This window comes from Pedobacter sp. AK017, from assembly GCF_014200825.1.
Lineage (GTDB): Bacteria > Bacteroidota > Bacteroidia > Sphingobacteriales > Sphingobacteriaceae > Pedobacter > Pedobacter heparinus.
In genome coordinates this window covers 144,548-162,687 of the sequence record NZ_JACHCW010000013.1, presented here as the reverse complement: position 1 = coordinate 162,687, position 18,140 = coordinate 144,548, and the positions used below count along the sequence as shown (strand labels likewise).

Genomic DNA, 18,140 nt, shown 5'->3' with positions numbered 1-18,140 from the left:
TTTAAAATAGAAAATACAACAAAATTCACATTATACTAGTAAAATCAATCCAATCAATATAAATCTACTTCTACACAAACCTAAATTCATGTTATAATAGGAATTTTGATACCGACAATTTTTCAAGCATTGATGAGTAGTTTATGGCAAATCCTCAATATAAGCATTCACCGCATTTCCAGACCACCTTGCTTTACCCCCTAAAATTCTTATCCCCAAAGCCACCTTCCCTTCTAATCCTGCTCAGGTTTTCCGGTGTAGTACCCATAAAACTTGCTATATGCTTTTGCGAAATAAACTGTTCCACCTGCCCGCCAAAATACTGTCTGAAAGCCAGGTAACCATCCTTATTAAAAACCCGGCAAATATCCATTTTAATGTGCCAGTCTGCTTCTGCAGCAGCAATAACCATATTGGCCAGCATCCTCACTTCCGGTATGGCCTGCCCCATTGCTATAAACGAACTGTGGCCTATCCCAACAAAGGTGCTTCCTTTTTCCACTTCCAGGTAATAATCAACTGGTGTTCGGTTCATAAAACTTTTGGCTGGCAGCCATACCTTACCAGGTAATGATATATCAATGGTTTTCTGTTCCAGCTTTTCCCTGTCCTCTTCAGGTTTATATTCCCTAAAAGTTCTGATGTAGCCTTCAATTGACCAATAGGCCATGTCCGCTATCTCCCCAGGCCTTAAAACTATAGTATCCACTTCATAGCTAACAGGCTTTGTTAAATGCATAAAAAGAAGGGGCTTAAACACCAGGGGCATGGGCATAAAAGCCAATAAATAGGCCAGCAAATCATTGTAATAACCGGGATGAATATGCATTTTTTATCAAAATTTTATTGTACCATCTATAAATAAAAAGCGGGAAAGGCCTTACTCGCCCTTCCCGTCTAAAACAGTAACCCCAATCAGGTTACATGAACTCCCTCACATAATACAGTTCTTCCTTTTCTGGCTGCCATTTAATGGTAATCATATCTTTTTCAAGCATAAGCTGAAGCAGATACCTGGCTTCGTATACAGAAACCTCCCATTCGGGGGCAAAATTTGTAGAAAAGGGCCTGCCGTGTACCCCATCCGCAAGAACCACAAGCTCATCCATAAAGCTTTTTGAGAGTTTGGGCATTACAGGTACTTTGGGTTTTCTTTTCATAATTCAAGGTATCAGAATCTCATTTTTCTAGAATTCGTTTTTGATAACTGCTTCACCTGGAACATTTCACCAGCATAAGCTTATCTACGGCCGGAATTCCATAGTAAAGGTTAAGGAACCCGAAACTTCAACTATACCAGTATCATTGGCCTTCATTACAATTGTATTTTCTACTACATTCCATTTGGAATAACCTGGTGTTGGAACAGGATAGATTAAACTAATAGAAAGCCTGTTGCGAAAGCAGATCGAACATTGATCGCCGTAATACTTTACAGCACTATCATTGATGTCTTTGAGAAATTGTTCCTGATTTGTGTCCAGGCTAAAATTGGCAGTTAACCAGGTACGGAAATCAGCTTTAACTGCATCTGCTTCCGCAAACAAATCATAGTCTGGCAATGCATAAAGGGTGGCACATTTGGCGGTAACACCTGCTGGTGTAAATGGAGATAATGGCATAATTTTAATAGTTTATAATTAGTGGTTAAATGAATGACTTAGTTATTGATTTTGAACAATCATTTTTAACTAAACACAAATTAAACTACTCAGAAATGACAACCAACAAATTACACAAACGCCATTATTTGTTGTATAAAAAGCGTGATTCGACGTAATTGTGCTTTCTGCTTTTCATAGCATCTACCGTTTGCTTTTGATGAGCAATGGATTTATTTTATCGAAAAATGCTGCTCGGTAATTACGACCAAGCGCGATCTTTATTTCATTTTTAAGATGAATATAATTTCCGTTAATGCTAACCAAATGTGTCAGGTTCACAACAAAAGATTTGTGCACACGGATAAACTCGCTGGTGGGTAGTATAACAGCAATCTCAGCCATTGTAAGATAGGTTTGATATGAATCCTCTATCATATGGATATGCAAGTAATTGGCCTTACTCTCTAAATAGATAATCTCATCCTTTTTAATTTTCACAAACTTCCCTTTGCCTTGGCTTTGGATAAAGAAGATGGATTGATTGATCATAATAAACTATACGTCATGAAAAATTTAAAATTATTGCTTGCTTTGGCCGTTGTGCTTGGTGCAGGCAGCGCGTTTACAACGCAACGCTCATCACAAGATATTTATGTGCGTACTTCGGAAGGAGTGTATGAACCCCTTGGAACAGAGGGGCCGGGCGAATGTGGTGCTTCAGGACCTGGTTGTCACTTTGAGAAAATTGGAGATGATTTTCAGGCTTTAGACAGTCAAGTTTGGCAACCAAACTAAACTTGAAAAATAGGGGGGAGCGCAATTCGCTCCCCTTTTTATTTTAAGATCGCATTTTTTATTTGTTGGATAATTTGGTCTGCATCCTTAGTTAAATTACTTGTAATAAGGCGACCATCTTTTCCAATAAGAAACAGAGTTGGGGCACTCATGACATTAAACATTTTGGGAAACGGATGGGCAAATCCTAGCCCAAGCGTTGAAAGATTGATTGTCTCATCAGATGTGTATTCCTTTGACTTAATGCCAGAAATCCATTTCTTTTTATCCTGATCTATATTTATACCGATAAAAATTACCTCCCTGCTATCCTTAAAGACAGGCAGTATCTTCTCCTCGAAAACTTTAGAAAAGTGCTTGCAAGGAACGCATCCGTTAAACCAAAAATCTATAAGTATGACCTTTCCTTTCCATTCCGCAAGAGTTCTATTTTTTCCTTCAGCATCCATAAAAATGTGTGGGTAGGATGAACTGTCGTATGATAAGGCCGATAGGAGTTCATGCAACCTTGAGTTCAGTTTTTTGTCCTTAACAAAAGATACAGCATCAATTAGCACGCTCTTGAATTCGGTAGAACTTCCTTTTGGACGATCAATAAGATACGACGTTATTAGATATTCCTGCAGGGCACCAGTATATTTTGCTTTTAGATAATCATAAGTTTGTGCAATAACGCTGTTTGCTCCAGCATATCTAGTCTTGTTGTAAATTATTGCGGCTAGTTTGCTTCCGTCGATATAGTTAGGAGCGCTGATTGCTGCGGATATACTTACTGTATCAATTATCGGTTCTTTTTCCAATGCCAGAATACGGTTTGTTATCCCGCTATCGATGGGCGCTGCTGACTTGTAAATAGATGCGTATGTCCATTTAGTTTTAATATTTTTTCCGACAAATTCAGCATGCAGTATTTTATACATAGCTGGTGTAATATCTTGCTTAAACTTATCTAAGATCGCCTTACCAAAACTAAAGGTCGTATCAGAGAACGATATGTCATTGTTTAATAATTCTGGACTATATGGGTGCCTTTTTCCAATTCTTCTATTCGCTTTATATGCGCTATCTAGAAAAACGCTATATCTGTATTTTCCCCCGCCATATCCAGTTACATTTATAAGCGTATTTTTTCCTTGTGCTTTTATTGCTAGCAAGACATCATCGCTCGGCTCGACCCAATATTCGCGGAGTATATTTGGATTAATTATGGTTTTTATAAAAAGCCTGGCAGGGGCTTTTAGTATTGGCAGTTTAAAAGTAAACTGGTTGGAAGAATCCCTAATCGCAATGTATGTGTCGCCATCTCCAATTTTTAATGGATCGGTCATCAATAGAATGGACATCGTATCTGGAACTTTAAGGTAATTTACTACTTTGAGTTTGAAAGTTACTGGTCGAGATTGAATATCTCTGTCCTTTGCCTTTTGGGCAAATGAATAAATGTCTAGGAATACCAAAATTCCTAAAAAGATGGTTATATACTTTTTCATTTCTAATTATCTATCGTTTTGCTGTATGCCGCTTAATTTGATCTCAATGTCTGGAATAGGAAGTACATACCTCTTATCATTTGGAGGCAATGAATAAATCTGCCCATTTATACTTCTACTTAAGTTAACAGCAAACCTTGTATCCTTATTCAATCTACGAAGATCACTCCACCGCAGGTTTGCGGTGAATGGAAGTTCCTTTCTGCGTTCTTGCAGTATTTTTATAAGCGCTTCTTTTTCATCTGCAGTACTATATGGAATATATATTGCATTTTTATCCCATCTTTTAGCAAGCACCGCATTTAAATCTTCCAAAGCGCTGGACAATTTTCCAGTGCGGACTCCTGCCTCAGCTCTTATAAAATACAGCTCATTAGACGCCAGTCCCGAAAAGTATTTGCCTGATTTTCCCGCATAAGAACCTTTGAAAACCACACCAGCACTTCCATTGTTTTGATATAGTAGTACTTTACGCAGGTCTGAAGTACTATAACTATTGTATAAGATTGGGTCCACCCTCGTAGATGATACGGGGATCCATATTGTTGGCTCAGAATAATAAATAATTTCTGGATTGTTCATCTGGAAAGTTGGAAAAGGTATTGCCGCAGATACATTAAGGTTGTTGTAATCTATTAAATAATTCATAGTCCCTAAGGCAATGTTTGATTCATTGTATGCTTGATCGTAATTTTCCATTGACAGATATATCCTTGCAAGCAACGCTGACACTGCTACTTTTGAGGGTTGCGTCTTAATACTCGCGGTTAAGGGAAGTAAATTTTTAGCTTGGCTTAGATCGTCAATAATCTGATTATAGGTTTGCTGAACAGACGCCCTTGTAATTTTTTCGGCGACATTGACCCTCAACTTTAATGGCAAGCCTAAATCAGCTGAGGCAGTCTCCTTATCGTATCCCTTTGCAAAAGCTTCGACTAGGTCAAAGTAGGCAAATGCGCGGAAGAACAAGGCAATACCCTTAAGCTCGTTCCATTGGCGTTCGTTTTGAGTGTTTCTACCAATCTTATCAAGGCCATCCAAAACAATATTGGTATTATTGATTCTGCGATAATTTTCTTGCCATCCAGCTGACGCAGGTATTATCGCAATCTTTTGCTTCCATATATATACATCCCGAATTTCTTCTGATTGTGACTGCCAAGTTGCAAGAGGAACAAAATAATTATCACTCCCAATGGTTACAAAACCATCGGACGCATTCATTAGAATATCATTGTTCAATATTGTCTGAAAATCAGCAATGGTTGTTGGAATGATGTCTGACTTGTTAGACTTTTTGTTCAGCCACTCATCCTGTTTTTTACAGCTTGTTAATTTTACAACAAGGAGTAGAATTAAAAATAATTTTTTCATATCTAAATAACTATAGTCCAATTTTAAGCCCCAACGCTAAGCTTCGGGGAGTGGGATATCCCTGATAAGTATAATAGTCGGGATCAATCCCATTTTTATTTTCTCGCCATAGGATGCCAATGTTGTTAGCATACAGATATAGTTGCATGTAATTAAAAGGCGATTTTTTTAAGTTAGCCTTGTTGAGGTTGTACGATATGGTTATATCCTGCAGTCTTATATGATCTCCTGGGTCAACCAACACATCTGAATATCTATAAAAATTTGATCTATTTGCGTTGGCGGGATAAACAATAGAAGGAACTGAGGTGTTAATTTCATCGCCAGGCTGTTGCCATCTTTTAGAGTAATCGCCATGCATTGTATATTTTAATAGCGTTTCCTGCAAGTTTATGCCCGTCGAAAGCCTTCTGTAGTAATATCCCATTTTGTACGTAATCATTGCAGACAATGAAAAGTTTTTATAGGTAAGGCTGTTCCTGAGCGAACCAAAAAATGTCGGCCTTGACGAGCCGTGATAGACCAGGTTGTCAGGTCTAGCGCCATTGATTATACCCAAATAGTCTTTGCTTGGAATACCATTCAAATATCCCATCGGATCTCCAGTCAAGGGATCAAGCCCCGCCCATTTATAGCTGTAAACTCCAAACATGGACCTGCCTACAACTGGAAATACACTCAGTGCTACATTGTTTGAAGATATTGAATTGACGCTTGCTACCAGCTGACTTCCGGAATAAGATCTTTCGAACTCAATAACCTTGTCCTTTAAGTGGCTGAATATAAAAGTGGTCTGCCATTTTAATTTACCACTCAGGTTATTGCTGTTTATTGTCAGATCGATGCCGTCAGCACGTGTTGCCGCAGAATTGCTCTGATAAGTACTATATCCAGATGTAGGAGGTAACGCTTCATCTTGGATAAGGTTCTGGCCATCTTTTCTATAGATTTCTATAGCGCCAGAAATAACATTTTTAACAAATTCGAAATCGAGGGCGATATTTATATTCTTGACCTTTTCCCAGCTTAGGTCTGGATTAGGAGCCCTTCCCAGAGTTGCATAGGTCAGTCCGGTGGTCTGGCTTCTTGTCGTCCCTGTAAAGGTCAGATATGCGGAGCCATTATAAATATTTCCATTATAGCCGTATGTTGCCCGTAACTTCGCATATTGAAGTAATTTGGACTGATAAAATTTTTCCTTACTGATTACCCAGCCGATACCCGCAGACCAGAGGGGCGTGACGCGGTCATTTGTATTGACTCCAAAAATATTAGAGCCATCCTTTCTTCCACTGATCGTAAGAATATACTTTTGCTGAAAAGCATATGCCGCATTTGCAAAATAGGATATATAACGGTTAACCAAACCAGTTACATTACTGGGACCACTGATGGTCGAACTTCCACTAGGATTTAAAGTGTATAGCATGGCGTAGTTGATGTTCGTTGCGGCAAGGCCAAGATTGTCGTCGTATCCGTATGATGTGCGGCCATACCCATCAACAGTTACCTCACGGATTTCTGCCCCTGCAATCCCATTAATATTATGATCTTCGTCGAAGGTTTTATCAATATTTGTTTGCAGCCTAAAATTATTGGAATTAAGCACTGTATTGCCAAGTTCTATTATGCCGCCAACTGGAATTGGGTATGTCAGCTCTCCTGTACTGCTGTTCCTTATAGTATATCGGTTTATCAGGTTTCTAGCATAATAAGTCTGCTGGGAGTACAGATTTCTGGTATCCGTGCGCTGCTGTTCATACTGGTATAGCGCCTGAATATTCAGGAAGATCGCGGGTTGATATTTTAGCCCTGTCCTTAACTGTATATTCGTTGTTTTAGCGGTACGATCCGAATTTGCAATTTCATCTAATGGTCTGTAATTCCAATCTAAAAAGCCCGATGAAGACATCGAGTTCTTGTATCCAGTCTGGTAGCCCATCGCTACAGGCAGTGAATTTCCGTTTTCGTCAGCCAGTTTTGCGTAGGGGTAGATCGTGCTGTACTTAGTCGTGCCATTATAAAAGCCAAATGCCGTATCATCGTTGTTATTATTTCTTTTGGTCTGCACAAATGTTACGCCAGCTGTGAGCTCAAGGTTTTTGGCAGGAATAAAGGTATTCCTAGCATTTAGGGTTGTTCTTGACAGGTCGTTCCTGACAAGATTTTCCTGGTTCTTGTCAAAACCGATTGAGACCATGTAGCTGTTTCTATCACTACCGCCATTTAGATTAAGTGCATATTGCTGAAAGGAACTGTTTTGATAGACATACTTCTCATAATCATTACGTACATCGTAGTTTTTTAATTGTGCAATCTGGATATCAGCCATAGACTTTGGGATATTGCCAAGTCGTACCTGCTCTAGTAGCTCGACAATAGGGGATACCATCGGCTTGCCAGTACCAGTAAGGTCGCTGGAGAAAAAACCTTTGGTAAAAAGATCCTGTTCAATATCAATATACTCTGAGGAACTGATGAAACTTTTTGAGTAGAAGAGATCTGGCTTTCGGCCGACAGTAATGTTGGAGTTAAAATTGACCTGGAGCGGCCTGCCGAACTTGCCCCCTTTTGTCGTGATGACTATTACCCCATTTCCCGCTCTGGCTCCCCATATTGATGCGGCGGCGGCATCCTTTAATACTGTAATGCTTTCGATATCGTTCGGGTTTAAATTTCCGATATCCCCTTCATATGGGAAGTTATCTACTACTATTAGCGGATTTGCATTTACATTTGTTGATATTGTACTTCTCCCGCGAATGCTTATTCCAAGGTTTTCTCCAGAAGGCAACGCGTTACGATTAAATATAAGTCCAGGCACCACTCCTTCAAGCCTGTCTATTATGTTTGTACTGATCCTTCTGTTTAAAAGTTCATTGTCAATTTGGACAAATGATCCTGTTGCCCTTTCCTTTGGGATTGTCTGATAGCCAGTCGAAATGACCGAAACTTCATTCAGTTCCTTATTACCGATAACCATTGTCAAACTACCCATATCCGAAGCCGCATCTACCTCCCTGGTCTGATAGCCAATATAACTGATCACCAGCTTATCCTTCTCTCCTACATTCTCCAGAAAAAAAATACCATTCTGGTCGGTTTTAACAGACCTGTTCTTTCCTTTTATAGCTACCGTAGCGCCTACCAAAGGCTCCCCCTTCTCATCCAGAACCTTACCCCTGACATCAATCGCCCGAAATCGCATTGCCAGGTTCTCAAAAAAGCGCTTTTCCTTCAGAATCACTGTTTTATCACTAATCTCATAGCTAATAGGCTGATTTTCAAAAATCCGGTCCAGAACCTTTTTAAATTCAACATTCTTAACCCTAATACTCACAGAACCTGCCTTATCCAGCAGTTCCCCTCTAACCACAAAATCATATCCGCTTTGTAGCCTCAGTTCTTTAATTACCGCCTCAAGAGGAGCATTCGTTTTGGATATAGTGATCTTCTGTGCAAAGCCGGCAGCACTGACCTGCATAATGGCAGCTATTAAAATAACGGTGGTTAATCGCATGATCAGCCAAATTTTATGGACATAACCTTTCGGTACATCCCGTTTCATAGTTTGCTTTCTAAACATTTTTCATTTTGGTTCGACAAAATCTTAGCGGCCAAATGAGAGACCTTCAACATTGTTTTATCGCGCAATATTGCCTAAGTTTGTTTGTCTGGTTTATTGCAATATGCCTTTCGCCTCGAAAACTAAGGGCATTTGCGGTTTAAGTTGATAATTCATTATCGAAGCCAGCAACAACCATTTCCCGACTCCAATCGGGATTTGGTGTTTTATACCAGCTACGCTTTCAATTCGTCATTTTAGCACATAAATTTTCCTCCCCTCAATTTTAAAATGAACCCCACCGGCAGCTTCTAACGGCATCAGTGCTTTAGATATGTTGTCATAACGCGAAACAGAACCCCAAAAAGTACCCGAAGGAACCTCGCCCTGGTAAATCACCTCCACATTATACCATCGGGCGATCATGCGCATGATTTCCTCAATCGGTAAGCGGTCAAATATGAATTTATTGTTTTTCCAGGCCACAGCCAGTTCAGTATCCACCATGCTCATCCTGATGCGGCCGTTTGCATTCGTTGCCTGCATACCTGGTACCAGTATTTTTGATTCACCATTTTCAGACAACTTCACACTGCCTTCCAGCAAAGTCGTTCTAAACACCCGCTCGTCCCTGTAGGCATTCACATTAAACTCCGTTCCCAAAACCTCCACCTGCTGGCCACCGCTTTCCACAATAAAAGGATGTGCTTTATCCTTGGCAACCTGAAAATAGGCTTCCCCCTGGAGCGTCACCTTACGCTTTCCATACGCCAATAAGTTCGCCGCATATTTTAAAGACGAAGCCGCATTTAGCCAAACCATTGTACCATCAGGTAATTTCAGCTGATAAGTCTCACCTTTATCCGTAGACAGGGTGTTGATCGCGCCTAAGTTCTCAGAAACTCCGGTACCCGGTGTAACTTCATAAACCAATTTACCATCAGCAGATTTAGAAACATGCACACCAGCCTCCTGAGCCAGCTCCCCACTGGACGCATCTGAAAGCCTGATTTTTTTTCCGCTACCTAAAGTCAGCGTAGCACCCGAAACACCCGGAGCCACATCATTCACCAAAGCAACCTGATCGGGCGTAACCTGTTTAACATCCTTATTAAAATAGAATAACCCTGCACCGAAAATAACAGTAGCCACAGCTACCGCTACCGCAATGCCTGGCCACAATTTATATGGTTTAGGTTTTTCAACACGCAGTCCTGCACGATCAATCACATTTTTAAACATATCCACCGCCAGTGCTTCCCTGCTATCAAAAGCATTAACCTTGTACTGTTCCCCCTCGTCACTGTAATACCACCTGTTAAACTCTTCAAGTTCAATTGCGGTGATGCTACCGTCGACGAATTTCTGTGCAAGTTGAATGATACGTTGATGATCCATTTTTCGGGCATTTTATACATAAGTGTGATGAATGCCGGAATACCCTACCTTTTTCTTAAAGTTTTTTTAATATGGGGTTAATAAATAATAAACCAGGAACTATAAAAGCTGGTTTAGCAGGAGTATGATCATAGATTTATGACCGAGGTTGCTGCGCAGAACTTTTAATGCATGGCTAACATGTTTTTCTACTGCCTTTTCGCTAATACCCAGTTCCGCCGCAATTTTCTTATTGGTGTACGCTTCGTTGCGGCTCATGTTGAATACCAGTTTGCATTTTTTGGGAAGGGTATCTATAACCTGAGTTAACTTTGCCTGCAGGATTTCCAGATCCTCCTGGTTCCATTCCGCCGCAAATCCGGATAAGCGCTCTTGCTCTGCTTCCTTAACCAGGGTTTGAACAACTACATGGCGGCGTCTGCTTTTAGCAAGCCTTTGGATCACCTGAAACTTAACAGCAACGGCAAGATAATTCTCGAGATTTTCACGCAACTGGAAATTTTCTCTGTTCTTCCACAACGAAAAAAAAATGTCCTGAACCGATTCCTGCGCTTCTGCTTCGTCCCCTAATTTTTTCACCGCCTTGTAATAGAGTTTCTCCCAATAACGTTCATAAATCTCCGTGAACGCAGCATGGTCAGCACCCTTTAAAAGAGCGACAAGTTCCCCGTCAGAAGCACTACTTAGATCAGTCATTTTAGAATTCCCAAACGCTAAGGTACATATAATCCTCAAAAGGCCTCACCAGCATTCATATCAACCAGGGTACAAATTGTACCCCAGTAAAGCCACCTTCCCTTCTAATCCTGCTCAGGTTTTCCGGTGTGGTACCCATAAAACTGGCAATGTGCTTTTGCGAAATAAACTGTTCCACCTGTTCGCAAAAATACTGTCTGAAAGCCAGGTAACCATCCTTATTAAAAACCCGGCAAATATCCATTTTAATGTGCCAGTCTGCTTCTGCAGCAGCAATAACCCTATTGGCCAGCATCCTCACTTCCGGTATGGCCTGCCCCATTGCTATAAACGAACTGTAGCCTATCCCCACAAAGCTGCTTCCTTTTTCAACTTCCAGGTAATAATCAACTGGTGTTCGGTTCATAAAACTTGTGGCCGGCAGCCATACCTTCCCCGGTAAAGATATATCAATGGTTTTCTGTTCCAGTTTTTCCCTGTCCTCTTCAGGTTTATATTCCCTAAAAGTTCTGATGTAGCCTTCAATTGGCCAATAGGCCATGTCCGCTATCTCCCCAGGCCTTAAAACTATAGTATCCACTTCATTTAAAATAAAGTACTCGGTAAAATGCTTTCTGTAAGCGCGTGGCGTCATCCCGGTGTGCTCCTTTATAAACCTGCTGAAATTACTCGGATCGCTAAAACCCAGTTGGTAACCAATGGTCTGGGCACTGAAAGCGGATATTGTAATTCGCCCGGCTCTTCTTCAAACCTGGGGGTAGACTAAACATTTCAGTAAACTTTCTCCAGGGCAAGCTGGTATCCTCTTGCTAATATTCCAGCTGATAATCCATTTGTAGGTACTTAATACCGTCTAAGAATTGGGCCGACCGGATAAGGTTCCCCTTATCATCGTAATCAAAATCCTGACGGTAAACGAAAGGCTCATTTTTTTCGGTATAAGGAGCACCGATATTGATAGCGTATTCGCGCGTAAACCCTCTTGTCGTGTTTCCTTTTACGTTGATCTGTTTGAGCAGCGGGCCTGAGAATTCGAAACTTACCTCACGGAACAGCGTATCGCGTACGGCTCTGAAGCTTTTGGTCCGTCCCTCAGCATCATAGGTATAACTAACTTCCGTATCTTTTTGATCTCCGTTTGCATCTGTATAGCGTTCTGTGGCCATCAGCCCGTTCAAATAAGTGTAGTTGAACATTTTGGTAATTGCAGTGCCCCAGGAGCCGGATTGGTGCTGTTCTTTTTTAATGGGGAGCTGATCTGCATTGTAAACGTATTCGTACCAGATTGTTCCCTCTGGCCTGATTACCAGTTTCACTACCTGGTTACCGTTGTAGATATAGGTTTTTTTTGTGGTGTTAATGCCCCTGATCTGCTCGGCCCGCTCAACCAGTTGCTGTTTGCTGTTGTATTTAAAGGCTACCGATGAGCGCGAGGTGGTATCACCTTTAGCATTGATTTCAGCACTTTTAGACCATGCTGGTTTACCGCTGGCATGAAAAGCATGGGTACTTACCGAGGCTGTTTTGTCTTTTAAGTTAGTGGTATGCCATTTGGTAATTTTTCTGTCTTTGCTGGTTTCGTATACCGATATGCTTGTCCGTTTTTGATCTGAAAATCTGATTACGCGGCTAAGACCGCCCTGAGGATCATAATATTCGATGTTAATGGTATCGGGTTTGTAACCTGAGCTTAAGGTCGAAAACAGAAATACCTGTTTTTTGACTTGATGGTTTTTCTTTTTTTTCAGAAAATGTGCCCATTCAGTGGGTTCCTGCTCAATTTTAATGCCCAGTTCGGCCTCCTGTGCCAGAGCGGTAAACTGCATGCTTAAGCATACCAGGATCAGCGTTACAATTTTCATATTGGTTTTAAAAGCTGCAAGATAAATAAAATTTACTGCGCAAGCAGAACATATGAATCCATTCTTTTCTGGCGCACACCCTCCGTATAATATTCAGGCTCTGCTTACATTTAAACCCTTATTTAAAAATAATGAGATGATTAATTGGGCATTCAGCTTTTCCCTGATCAGGTGGTCTGCAAATACCTGGCTATACTGGCTGCTGGCATAAAAGCTGTCGATATACTTGTCCGCTACTTTCTGCCGAGGGTGTGATGCCAAAAGTGGCTTTAGATATTTCTGCAGTTAATATAGCGTAGTCTTTCTGATCTTTTATCTCTCTATCCTTCCATTCACCTGTTAGCTCTTCCCTGATGGCGATGCTCCGCATCCGTTTTTCAATCCAGTCATCCGGATAACCTTTAAGTTTATACAATTCCCTGGTTCTTTGCGCGGCAAGTTCCGGGTTTTCGATCTCCTGCATTCGCTCATACCCAACCTTGGCCAGCCACATTTTAAAGGGTTCTGCTTTTGGTGAAGGAACAGATTGTATAATGCGAAGCAGCCCTTCTGTATTAGCACAATCGGTAGCATATTTTTTCCCATCAGCCGATTCCATTTTCAGTTGTCGACAAAATGTCGATAACCAACATTTTGAAATGTAGCATTCTTAAACAAACCTGTTGCAAACATTTACCCCCTAAAATTCTTATCCCCAAAGCCACCTTCCCTTCTAATCCTGCTCAGGTTTTCAGGGTGGTATCTATAAATTACTGCTTCAATGCGTAACTCGCACTTCTGCCACCACCTTCTTCCTTAACAAGTATGCCACGGTCTATTAAATCCTGTATATCCCGTAAAGCGGTGTCAGCAGAACATTTTGCTATTTTAGCCCATTTTGACGATTTTAATTTTCCATCAAACCCATCTAACAGTTTATTGAGCATTAAACGCTGCCGCTCATTAAATAAAGTATCTTCGTGATTTTTCCAAAACTCCGCTTTTTCCAAAACAGTCTTTAAGCTACTTTCAGTTTTTAATAATGCATTTTTCAAACAATGTAAAAACCAGTCTAGCCATTCGGTAATGTCACCACTACTATGTTGAACTTTTTGCAATACCTCGTAGTAGCGTTTCCGATCTATAAGAATTTGGCTTGACATACTATAAAATCGCTCCGGACTGCCCTCAGCACGCGTAAGTAGCAAATCGGAAATTGCCCTTCCAATCCTTCCGTTTCCATCATCAAAAGGGTGAATAATGATAAACCAGAAATGAGCAATAGCCGCCTTTAATACAAAGTCTAATTTTTCTTCGTTATTAAACCAGTCAAGGAACTTATCCATCTCTGCTTTTACAGCTTTTGGTGCCACTGCTTCATAATGAATTTTTTCTTTACCCATCGGTCCAGATACAATTTGCATTTCTTCGCTGCGATAACGTGCTACCTCTATTTTATACATACCACTTCTTCCACTTGGAAATAAACAAGCATGCCATCCAAATAAGCGATCCTCAGTCAAAGCTGCTTCGTAATTCTGCGTAGCATCCAGCATCATTTCCACTATACCTTCCACATTTCTATCAGTAGGCACTAATCCTGCTGCATCAATTCCCAGGCGCCTTGCAATTGATGAACGTACCTGTTCGTAATTAAGCAGTTCGCCCTCTATTTCTGACGATTTTACAACATCAAGTGTAAGTGTGGTAAGGGTAGCTTCTTCTTTAGTCGAAAAACCAAGCGAATTCATCTGACCAGATATCTTTCCCTGCAGGTGACGAACTTCGCCAAATATGGCATTAATTGTCCTATCGTTCCACGTAAAATTCGTCCAGGCTTTATATTGGTAGATGTACTTTGTCATGGGCCTTATATAATCTTGCGGTAAATATAAGTATTATTCGCCGCATTTTTGCGGAGATTACTGTCGCTATTCACCGCATTTCCAAAAACACCTTGCTTTACCCCCTAAAATTCTTATCCCCATGTATTCAACAAATAATGGTCGCTATCTTTACAGTTTTTATATCCCTAAGAATTACCATAGTAAATTACTTGAATTTAAAGTGAGGGATAGTTCGAATAATAAACATCAAGTTTAATGATTTCAGTTGAAATATAAATAAGTTTATTTGATTCTATGGTTTGAGTAAAAAATGACAGGCAGTGTATACAATTACGTAATGAGGAGTATTACAATTTTAAAGTAACCAATAGTTGATGTTTATAATATTAAGGATGGTCGATATTTGTACAGCTTTCATATACCAAAATATAGCCTGTTAAAGCTTAGCCATTTTAAAATATATGGTAATAAATTCCTAGGAATTTTTGGGTACAATCTGGTTACTTATAGTTTTTAAAAGGTTAATGAAAATCAGAATGCCAATTAATAATTTTAAGCAATTTGGCATCCTGATTAATACTACTGGTTTTCTAAAACTTTTGTTTCTTTTTGGACATCAAACAATGCAAGTTTTATTTTTTTGATCATTTCATTCTTATCAAATTGTTGTGGGATATACACAATTTTTCCAGTATTGTCTATAAGCATAAAATATGGCGCAGATCTGATACCATAGTATTTCATAAAGGGATGGTTTATACCTATTCCAATTCCTGTATTAACATTGATATAACTATCTGAAGTATATTTTCCTGAACTAATGCCCTCAAGCCAATCTTCTTTTTTCGTGCTAATATTGATACTCAATAATTTAAAAGCTTCATTATCCTTAAATAAAGGATAAATATCTTTATCAAATTCCTCGTGAAATATTAGACAGCCGAAACAGCCTAGGAACCAGGTGTCAATTAGCACAACCTTGCCCTTTAAGGAACTTAAATCAAAATCCTTGCCGTCGAGAGTGATAAATTTGGCATTTATAATCTTTTGATTTCCTCTAACTGCTTGTAATTCTCTTATCCTCTTTACAATTTCTGATTTAATTACGCTGTTTCCAACCTTGTTGGAAGCATTCATTAATAAGGAATCTCGAATTAGATCATCAGAATTGCCGACCTGTAGGTACAACTTTTTTTGTAGCAAAAAATCGCCTATTAACCTGTCTCTAAGGTTGGTATCGGGTATAGAATTGATTTTGGAGTAAAGCAGTGAAGCATTTGGTTTGGTTTCACAACTTGACGCCTCGAATATCATTTTAAAAATTAAGTTGCTAATAAAATTTGGGCATAATATTACTTGTTCATCTAAATCATCGGAAAATTCCTTATTATATTTATAGTAATTTGAATAGATTTGGTTACAGTAATTAGGATATTTTCTTCTTAATTGTTCAGCATTTGCTCTCCAAATTGAATTATAATCTGCAAATTCATATCTTAAAAGTGCCCTCGTTTTAATGTTTAGTGAAGAAATATTCAAGAGGTTATTTCTTCTTACCTTAAATTCTCGTATCAAATTGGCTAAACTGTCCGATTTACGATTAAGCTCTGCTAAACTGCTAAGTTTTGATGCTGTTGAAGTTAGGCCAATGGCAATGCGTTTTAAATAAAATTCATTGTATAGACTTGACAAATCTTCTAAAAGGCTAAATTTTTCGGAACCTTTGCCTGAAAATTGAACTGAACTTGAATCCTTTAAAGTAATGTCCATAAATATGTTATCACCTGTTTCGGTATAGTATTTTTGCCAAAACAACGTTGTTTTTGAGCTACTTTTAATAACTATGCCAATTTTGTAAGGCTTATTTAAGTTTGGTAGTTTAAATTCAAAGTATCCTTTATCAGAGATTTGGGGATATACGAAATATTGTTTCCCAATTCCTGGACTGCTGAACCCATCATCGGTTGTGTATTGGATATACATTTCTCCTAAATGATTATCGATATTATTGAAATTAATCATCCCCTTATAGCTGATCGAGTCGTTTTTTGGTGTAGAATGACTAGACTTTGGAACAATACCAAGAAAGGCAATCAATATTATAAGTTTCTGCTTATTAAAAAGCATATTGTTAATACCCATCATTTTGCTTAATATTTGAGTTTCTATCTATTTCAGTTGAAGGAAATGGATATAAACTATCTGTGGCTTGCCAATTGGATTTCACTTGAATTAGTGTAGAATTGACCTTGTTTAATCTCTTGAGGTCAAACCAACGGTGCCCCCACTCGGTAAATAACTCTACCTTTCGTTCTTGTTCGACTGCAAGCAACGCGTCCTTTTTTTCCATTGTTAAAAGCAAAGGTGGTAATGGATTTGGGTTGGTTATGGTTGGAGTTGGTCTAGCTCGCTCTCTAATTTTATTTAGATCTTCAATACCAAGTACTAATTTACCTGTTTGGTTAATTCTTGCTTCGGCACGGATAAGATATTGTTCACCTAATCGCAATACTGTTGTATATTCAGTTGGTGTTGTCGCACTTCGAATTTTGTATTTAAACGGGTAGTAGTAGGTATTTGACCCTACAGTTATGCTTTTTACCCAATTGGTTTGTCTTTTATCGTTGACTTCAAAAGCGTTTAATGCAAAACTGGGTTTTAATGAAACAAAGGTTGGATTTGCTGTAAGTATATATAAAGCACCGTCTTGGGCATTTGTATTTGCCAAGGGAAAGATTTGCCAAATTGCTTCTTTACTAGTTTTGAGAAATACGTTATCTAAATTTTCTAAAGAGTATAAATTGCTTTTATTAATAACAGTGGAAGCATATTTTTCAGCATTTTCCCAGTCCTGCATATAAAGATAAATCCTTGCAAGCAATGCTTGGGCGGTAGACTTATTGGGTCTCACTCTTTCGTTTGTAACGTAGACATCTTCCAGTAAAGCTTCAGATGCTTTTAAATCCATTGTCATTTGTTGATATATTAAATCAATGGGTGAATTTTTTGCAACTTGTGTTATCCTGTAATCTGTTGTAAGTTGCAGGGGTGCAGTTCCAAATAAATTAGTAAGATAGAAGTAGCAAAATGCACGTATAAAGTAAGCTTCGCCCTCTAATTGACGTTTGACAGGCGCAGTAACTCCGTTGGAAGCGATTAAGCCTTCGAGAACAGCATTTGCGCTGTATATAGAGTTATATAGGCCTGAGTATAGATTTGATATGTTACTATTTTCTGCCGACAGTTGATTTTCATAAAAAGGAATATTTAAGGAGTTATACCCTATTAATTCATCAGATGATAATCCAGCAAGACAAGAAATGCTTAAAGAGCCGCCTGATGCGTAGCTGTTTGTTGCCGACATTTTAGCATATATTCCTGTTACCGCGGAAATTGCTTGGTCATCGGTTTGAAAAATCGTTTCTTGAACTAAACTACTTTTAGGTGGATCGATTTCTAAGAATTTAGTACAGGAAAAACTTAGGGTAAGAAATCCTAAAAAAAGGATTTTTATAATGATAGGTTTCATA

16 protein-coding genes are annotated in these 18,140 nt (G+C 39.2%); 1 reads left to right on the top strand and 15 read right to left on the bottom strand.

What is annotated here, in order from left to right; genetic code table 11:
* Positions 1 to 193 precede the first annotated feature (193 nt).
* The 4 genes from HDC92_RS18510 to HDC92_RS18495 form a co-directional block, all read right to left on the bottom strand.
* Positions 194 to 829 (bottom strand): Crp/Fnr family transcriptional regulator, encoded by a 636-nt coding sequence (locus HDC92_RS18510; RefSeq protein WP_183876612.1) that lies wholly within the window; start codon positions 827 to 829, stop codon positions 194 to 196.
* Positions 830 to 920: 91 nt separating this feature from the next.
* Positions 921 to 1,160: a hypothetical protein gene (locus tag HDC92_RS18505; RefSeq protein WP_183876611.1), complete on the bottom strand. Its 240-nt coding sequence runs from the start codon at positions 1,158 to 1,160 to the stop codon at positions 921 to 923.
* Between the two features lie 84 nt (positions 1,161 to 1,244).
* Positions 1,245 to 1,622, bottom strand: coding sequence for a hypothetical protein (locus HDC92_RS18500; RefSeq protein ID WP_183876610.1), 378 nt, complete (start codon positions 1,620 to 1,622; stop codon positions 1,245 to 1,247).
* Between the two features lie 183 nt (positions 1,623 to 1,805).
* A complete protein-coding gene (locus tag HDC92_RS18495) occupies positions 1,806 to 2,153 on the bottom strand; it encodes a LytR/AlgR family response regulator transcription factor (protein ID WP_183876609.1) in 348 nt (115 codons plus the stop codon).
* A gap of 15 nt (positions 2,154 to 2,168) precedes the next feature.
* On the opposite strand from HDC92_RS18495, the gene HDC92_RS18490 reads away from it, so the two are divergent.
* A complete protein-coding gene (locus tag HDC92_RS18490; RefSeq protein WP_183876608.1) occupies positions 2,169 to 2,399 on the top strand; it encodes a hypothetical protein in 231 nt (76 codons plus the stop codon).
* Positions 2,400 to 2,437: 38 nt separating this feature from the next.
* Here the strand turns inward: HDC92_RS18490 and HDC92_RS18485 are convergent, their stop codons facing one another.
* From HDC92_RS18485 to HDC92_RS18435, 11 genes are all read right to left on the bottom strand, one after another.
* Positions 2,438 to 3,889 (bottom strand): TlpA family protein disulfide reductase, encoded by a 1,452-nt coding sequence (locus HDC92_RS18485; RefSeq protein WP_183876607.1) that lies wholly within the window; start codon positions 3,887 to 3,889, stop codon positions 2,438 to 2,440.
* Between the two features lie 6 nt (positions 3,890 to 3,895).
* Positions 3,896 to 5,263, bottom strand: a complete 1,368-nt coding sequence (locus tag HDC92_RS18480) for a RagB/SusD family nutrient uptake outer membrane protein (RefSeq protein ID WP_183876606.1) — start codon at positions 5,261 to 5,263, stop codon at positions 3,896 to 3,898.
* Between the two features lie 10 nt (positions 5,264 to 5,273).
* Complete coding sequence (locus HDC92_RS18475; RefSeq protein ID WP_183876605.1) at positions 5,274 to 8,831, bottom strand: SusC/RagA family TonB-linked outer membrane protein; 3,558 nt, start codon at positions 8,829 to 8,831, stop codon at positions 5,274 to 5,276.
* Positions 8,832 to 9,080: 249 nt separating this feature from the next.
* Positions 9,081 to 10,226, bottom strand: a complete 1,146-nt coding sequence (locus HDC92_RS18470) for a FecR family protein (RefSeq protein ID WP_183876604.1) — start codon at positions 10,224 to 10,226, stop codon at positions 9,081 to 9,083.
* Between the two features lie 99 nt (positions 10,227 to 10,325).
* Positions 10,326 to 10,922, bottom strand: coding sequence for an RNA polymerase sigma-70 factor (locus HDC92_RS18465; RefSeq protein ID WP_183876603.1), 597 nt, complete (start codon positions 10,920 to 10,922; stop codon positions 10,326 to 10,328).
* Positions 10,923 to 10,977: 55 nt separating this feature from the next.
* Positions 10,978 to 11,502, bottom strand: a complete 525-nt coding sequence (locus HDC92_RS18460) for a Crp/Fnr family transcriptional regulator (protein ID WP_255484588.1) — start codon at positions 11,500 to 11,502, stop codon at positions 10,978 to 10,980.
* Between the two features lie 229 nt (positions 11,503 to 11,731).
* Positions 11,732 to 12,784, bottom strand: coding sequence for a hypothetical protein (locus HDC92_RS18455; RefSeq protein ID WP_183876602.1), 1,053 nt, complete (start codon positions 12,782 to 12,784; stop codon positions 11,732 to 11,734).
* A 190-nt stretch (positions 12,785 to 12,974) separates the two neighbouring features.
* Entirely contained in the window at positions 12,975 to 13,424 is a 450-nt protein-coding gene (locus HDC92_RS18450) for a BRO family protein (RefSeq protein ID WP_411267841.1), read from the bottom strand.
* A gap of 109 nt (positions 13,425 to 13,533) precedes the next feature.
* Entirely contained in the window at positions 13,534 to 14,628 is a 1,095-nt protein-coding gene (locus tag HDC92_RS18445; protein ID WP_183876600.1) for a Fic family protein, read from the bottom strand.
* A gap of 561 nt (positions 14,629 to 15,189) precedes the next feature.
* Positions 15,190 to 16,755, bottom strand: coding sequence for a TlpA family protein disulfide reductase (locus HDC92_RS18440; RefSeq protein ID WP_183876599.1), 1,566 nt, complete (start codon positions 16,753 to 16,755; stop codon positions 15,190 to 15,192).
* Positions 16,742 to 18,139 carry a RagB/SusD family nutrient uptake outer membrane protein gene (locus HDC92_RS18435; protein WP_183876598.1) on the bottom strand — a complete coding sequence of 466 codons (1,398 nt, stop codon included), beginning with the start codon at positions 18,137 to 18,139 and terminating at the stop codon, positions 16,742 to 16,744. Before HDC92_RS18435 ends, HDC92_RS18440 begins: the two co-directional genes overlap by 14 nt.
* Position 18,140: the final 1 nt, after the last annotated feature.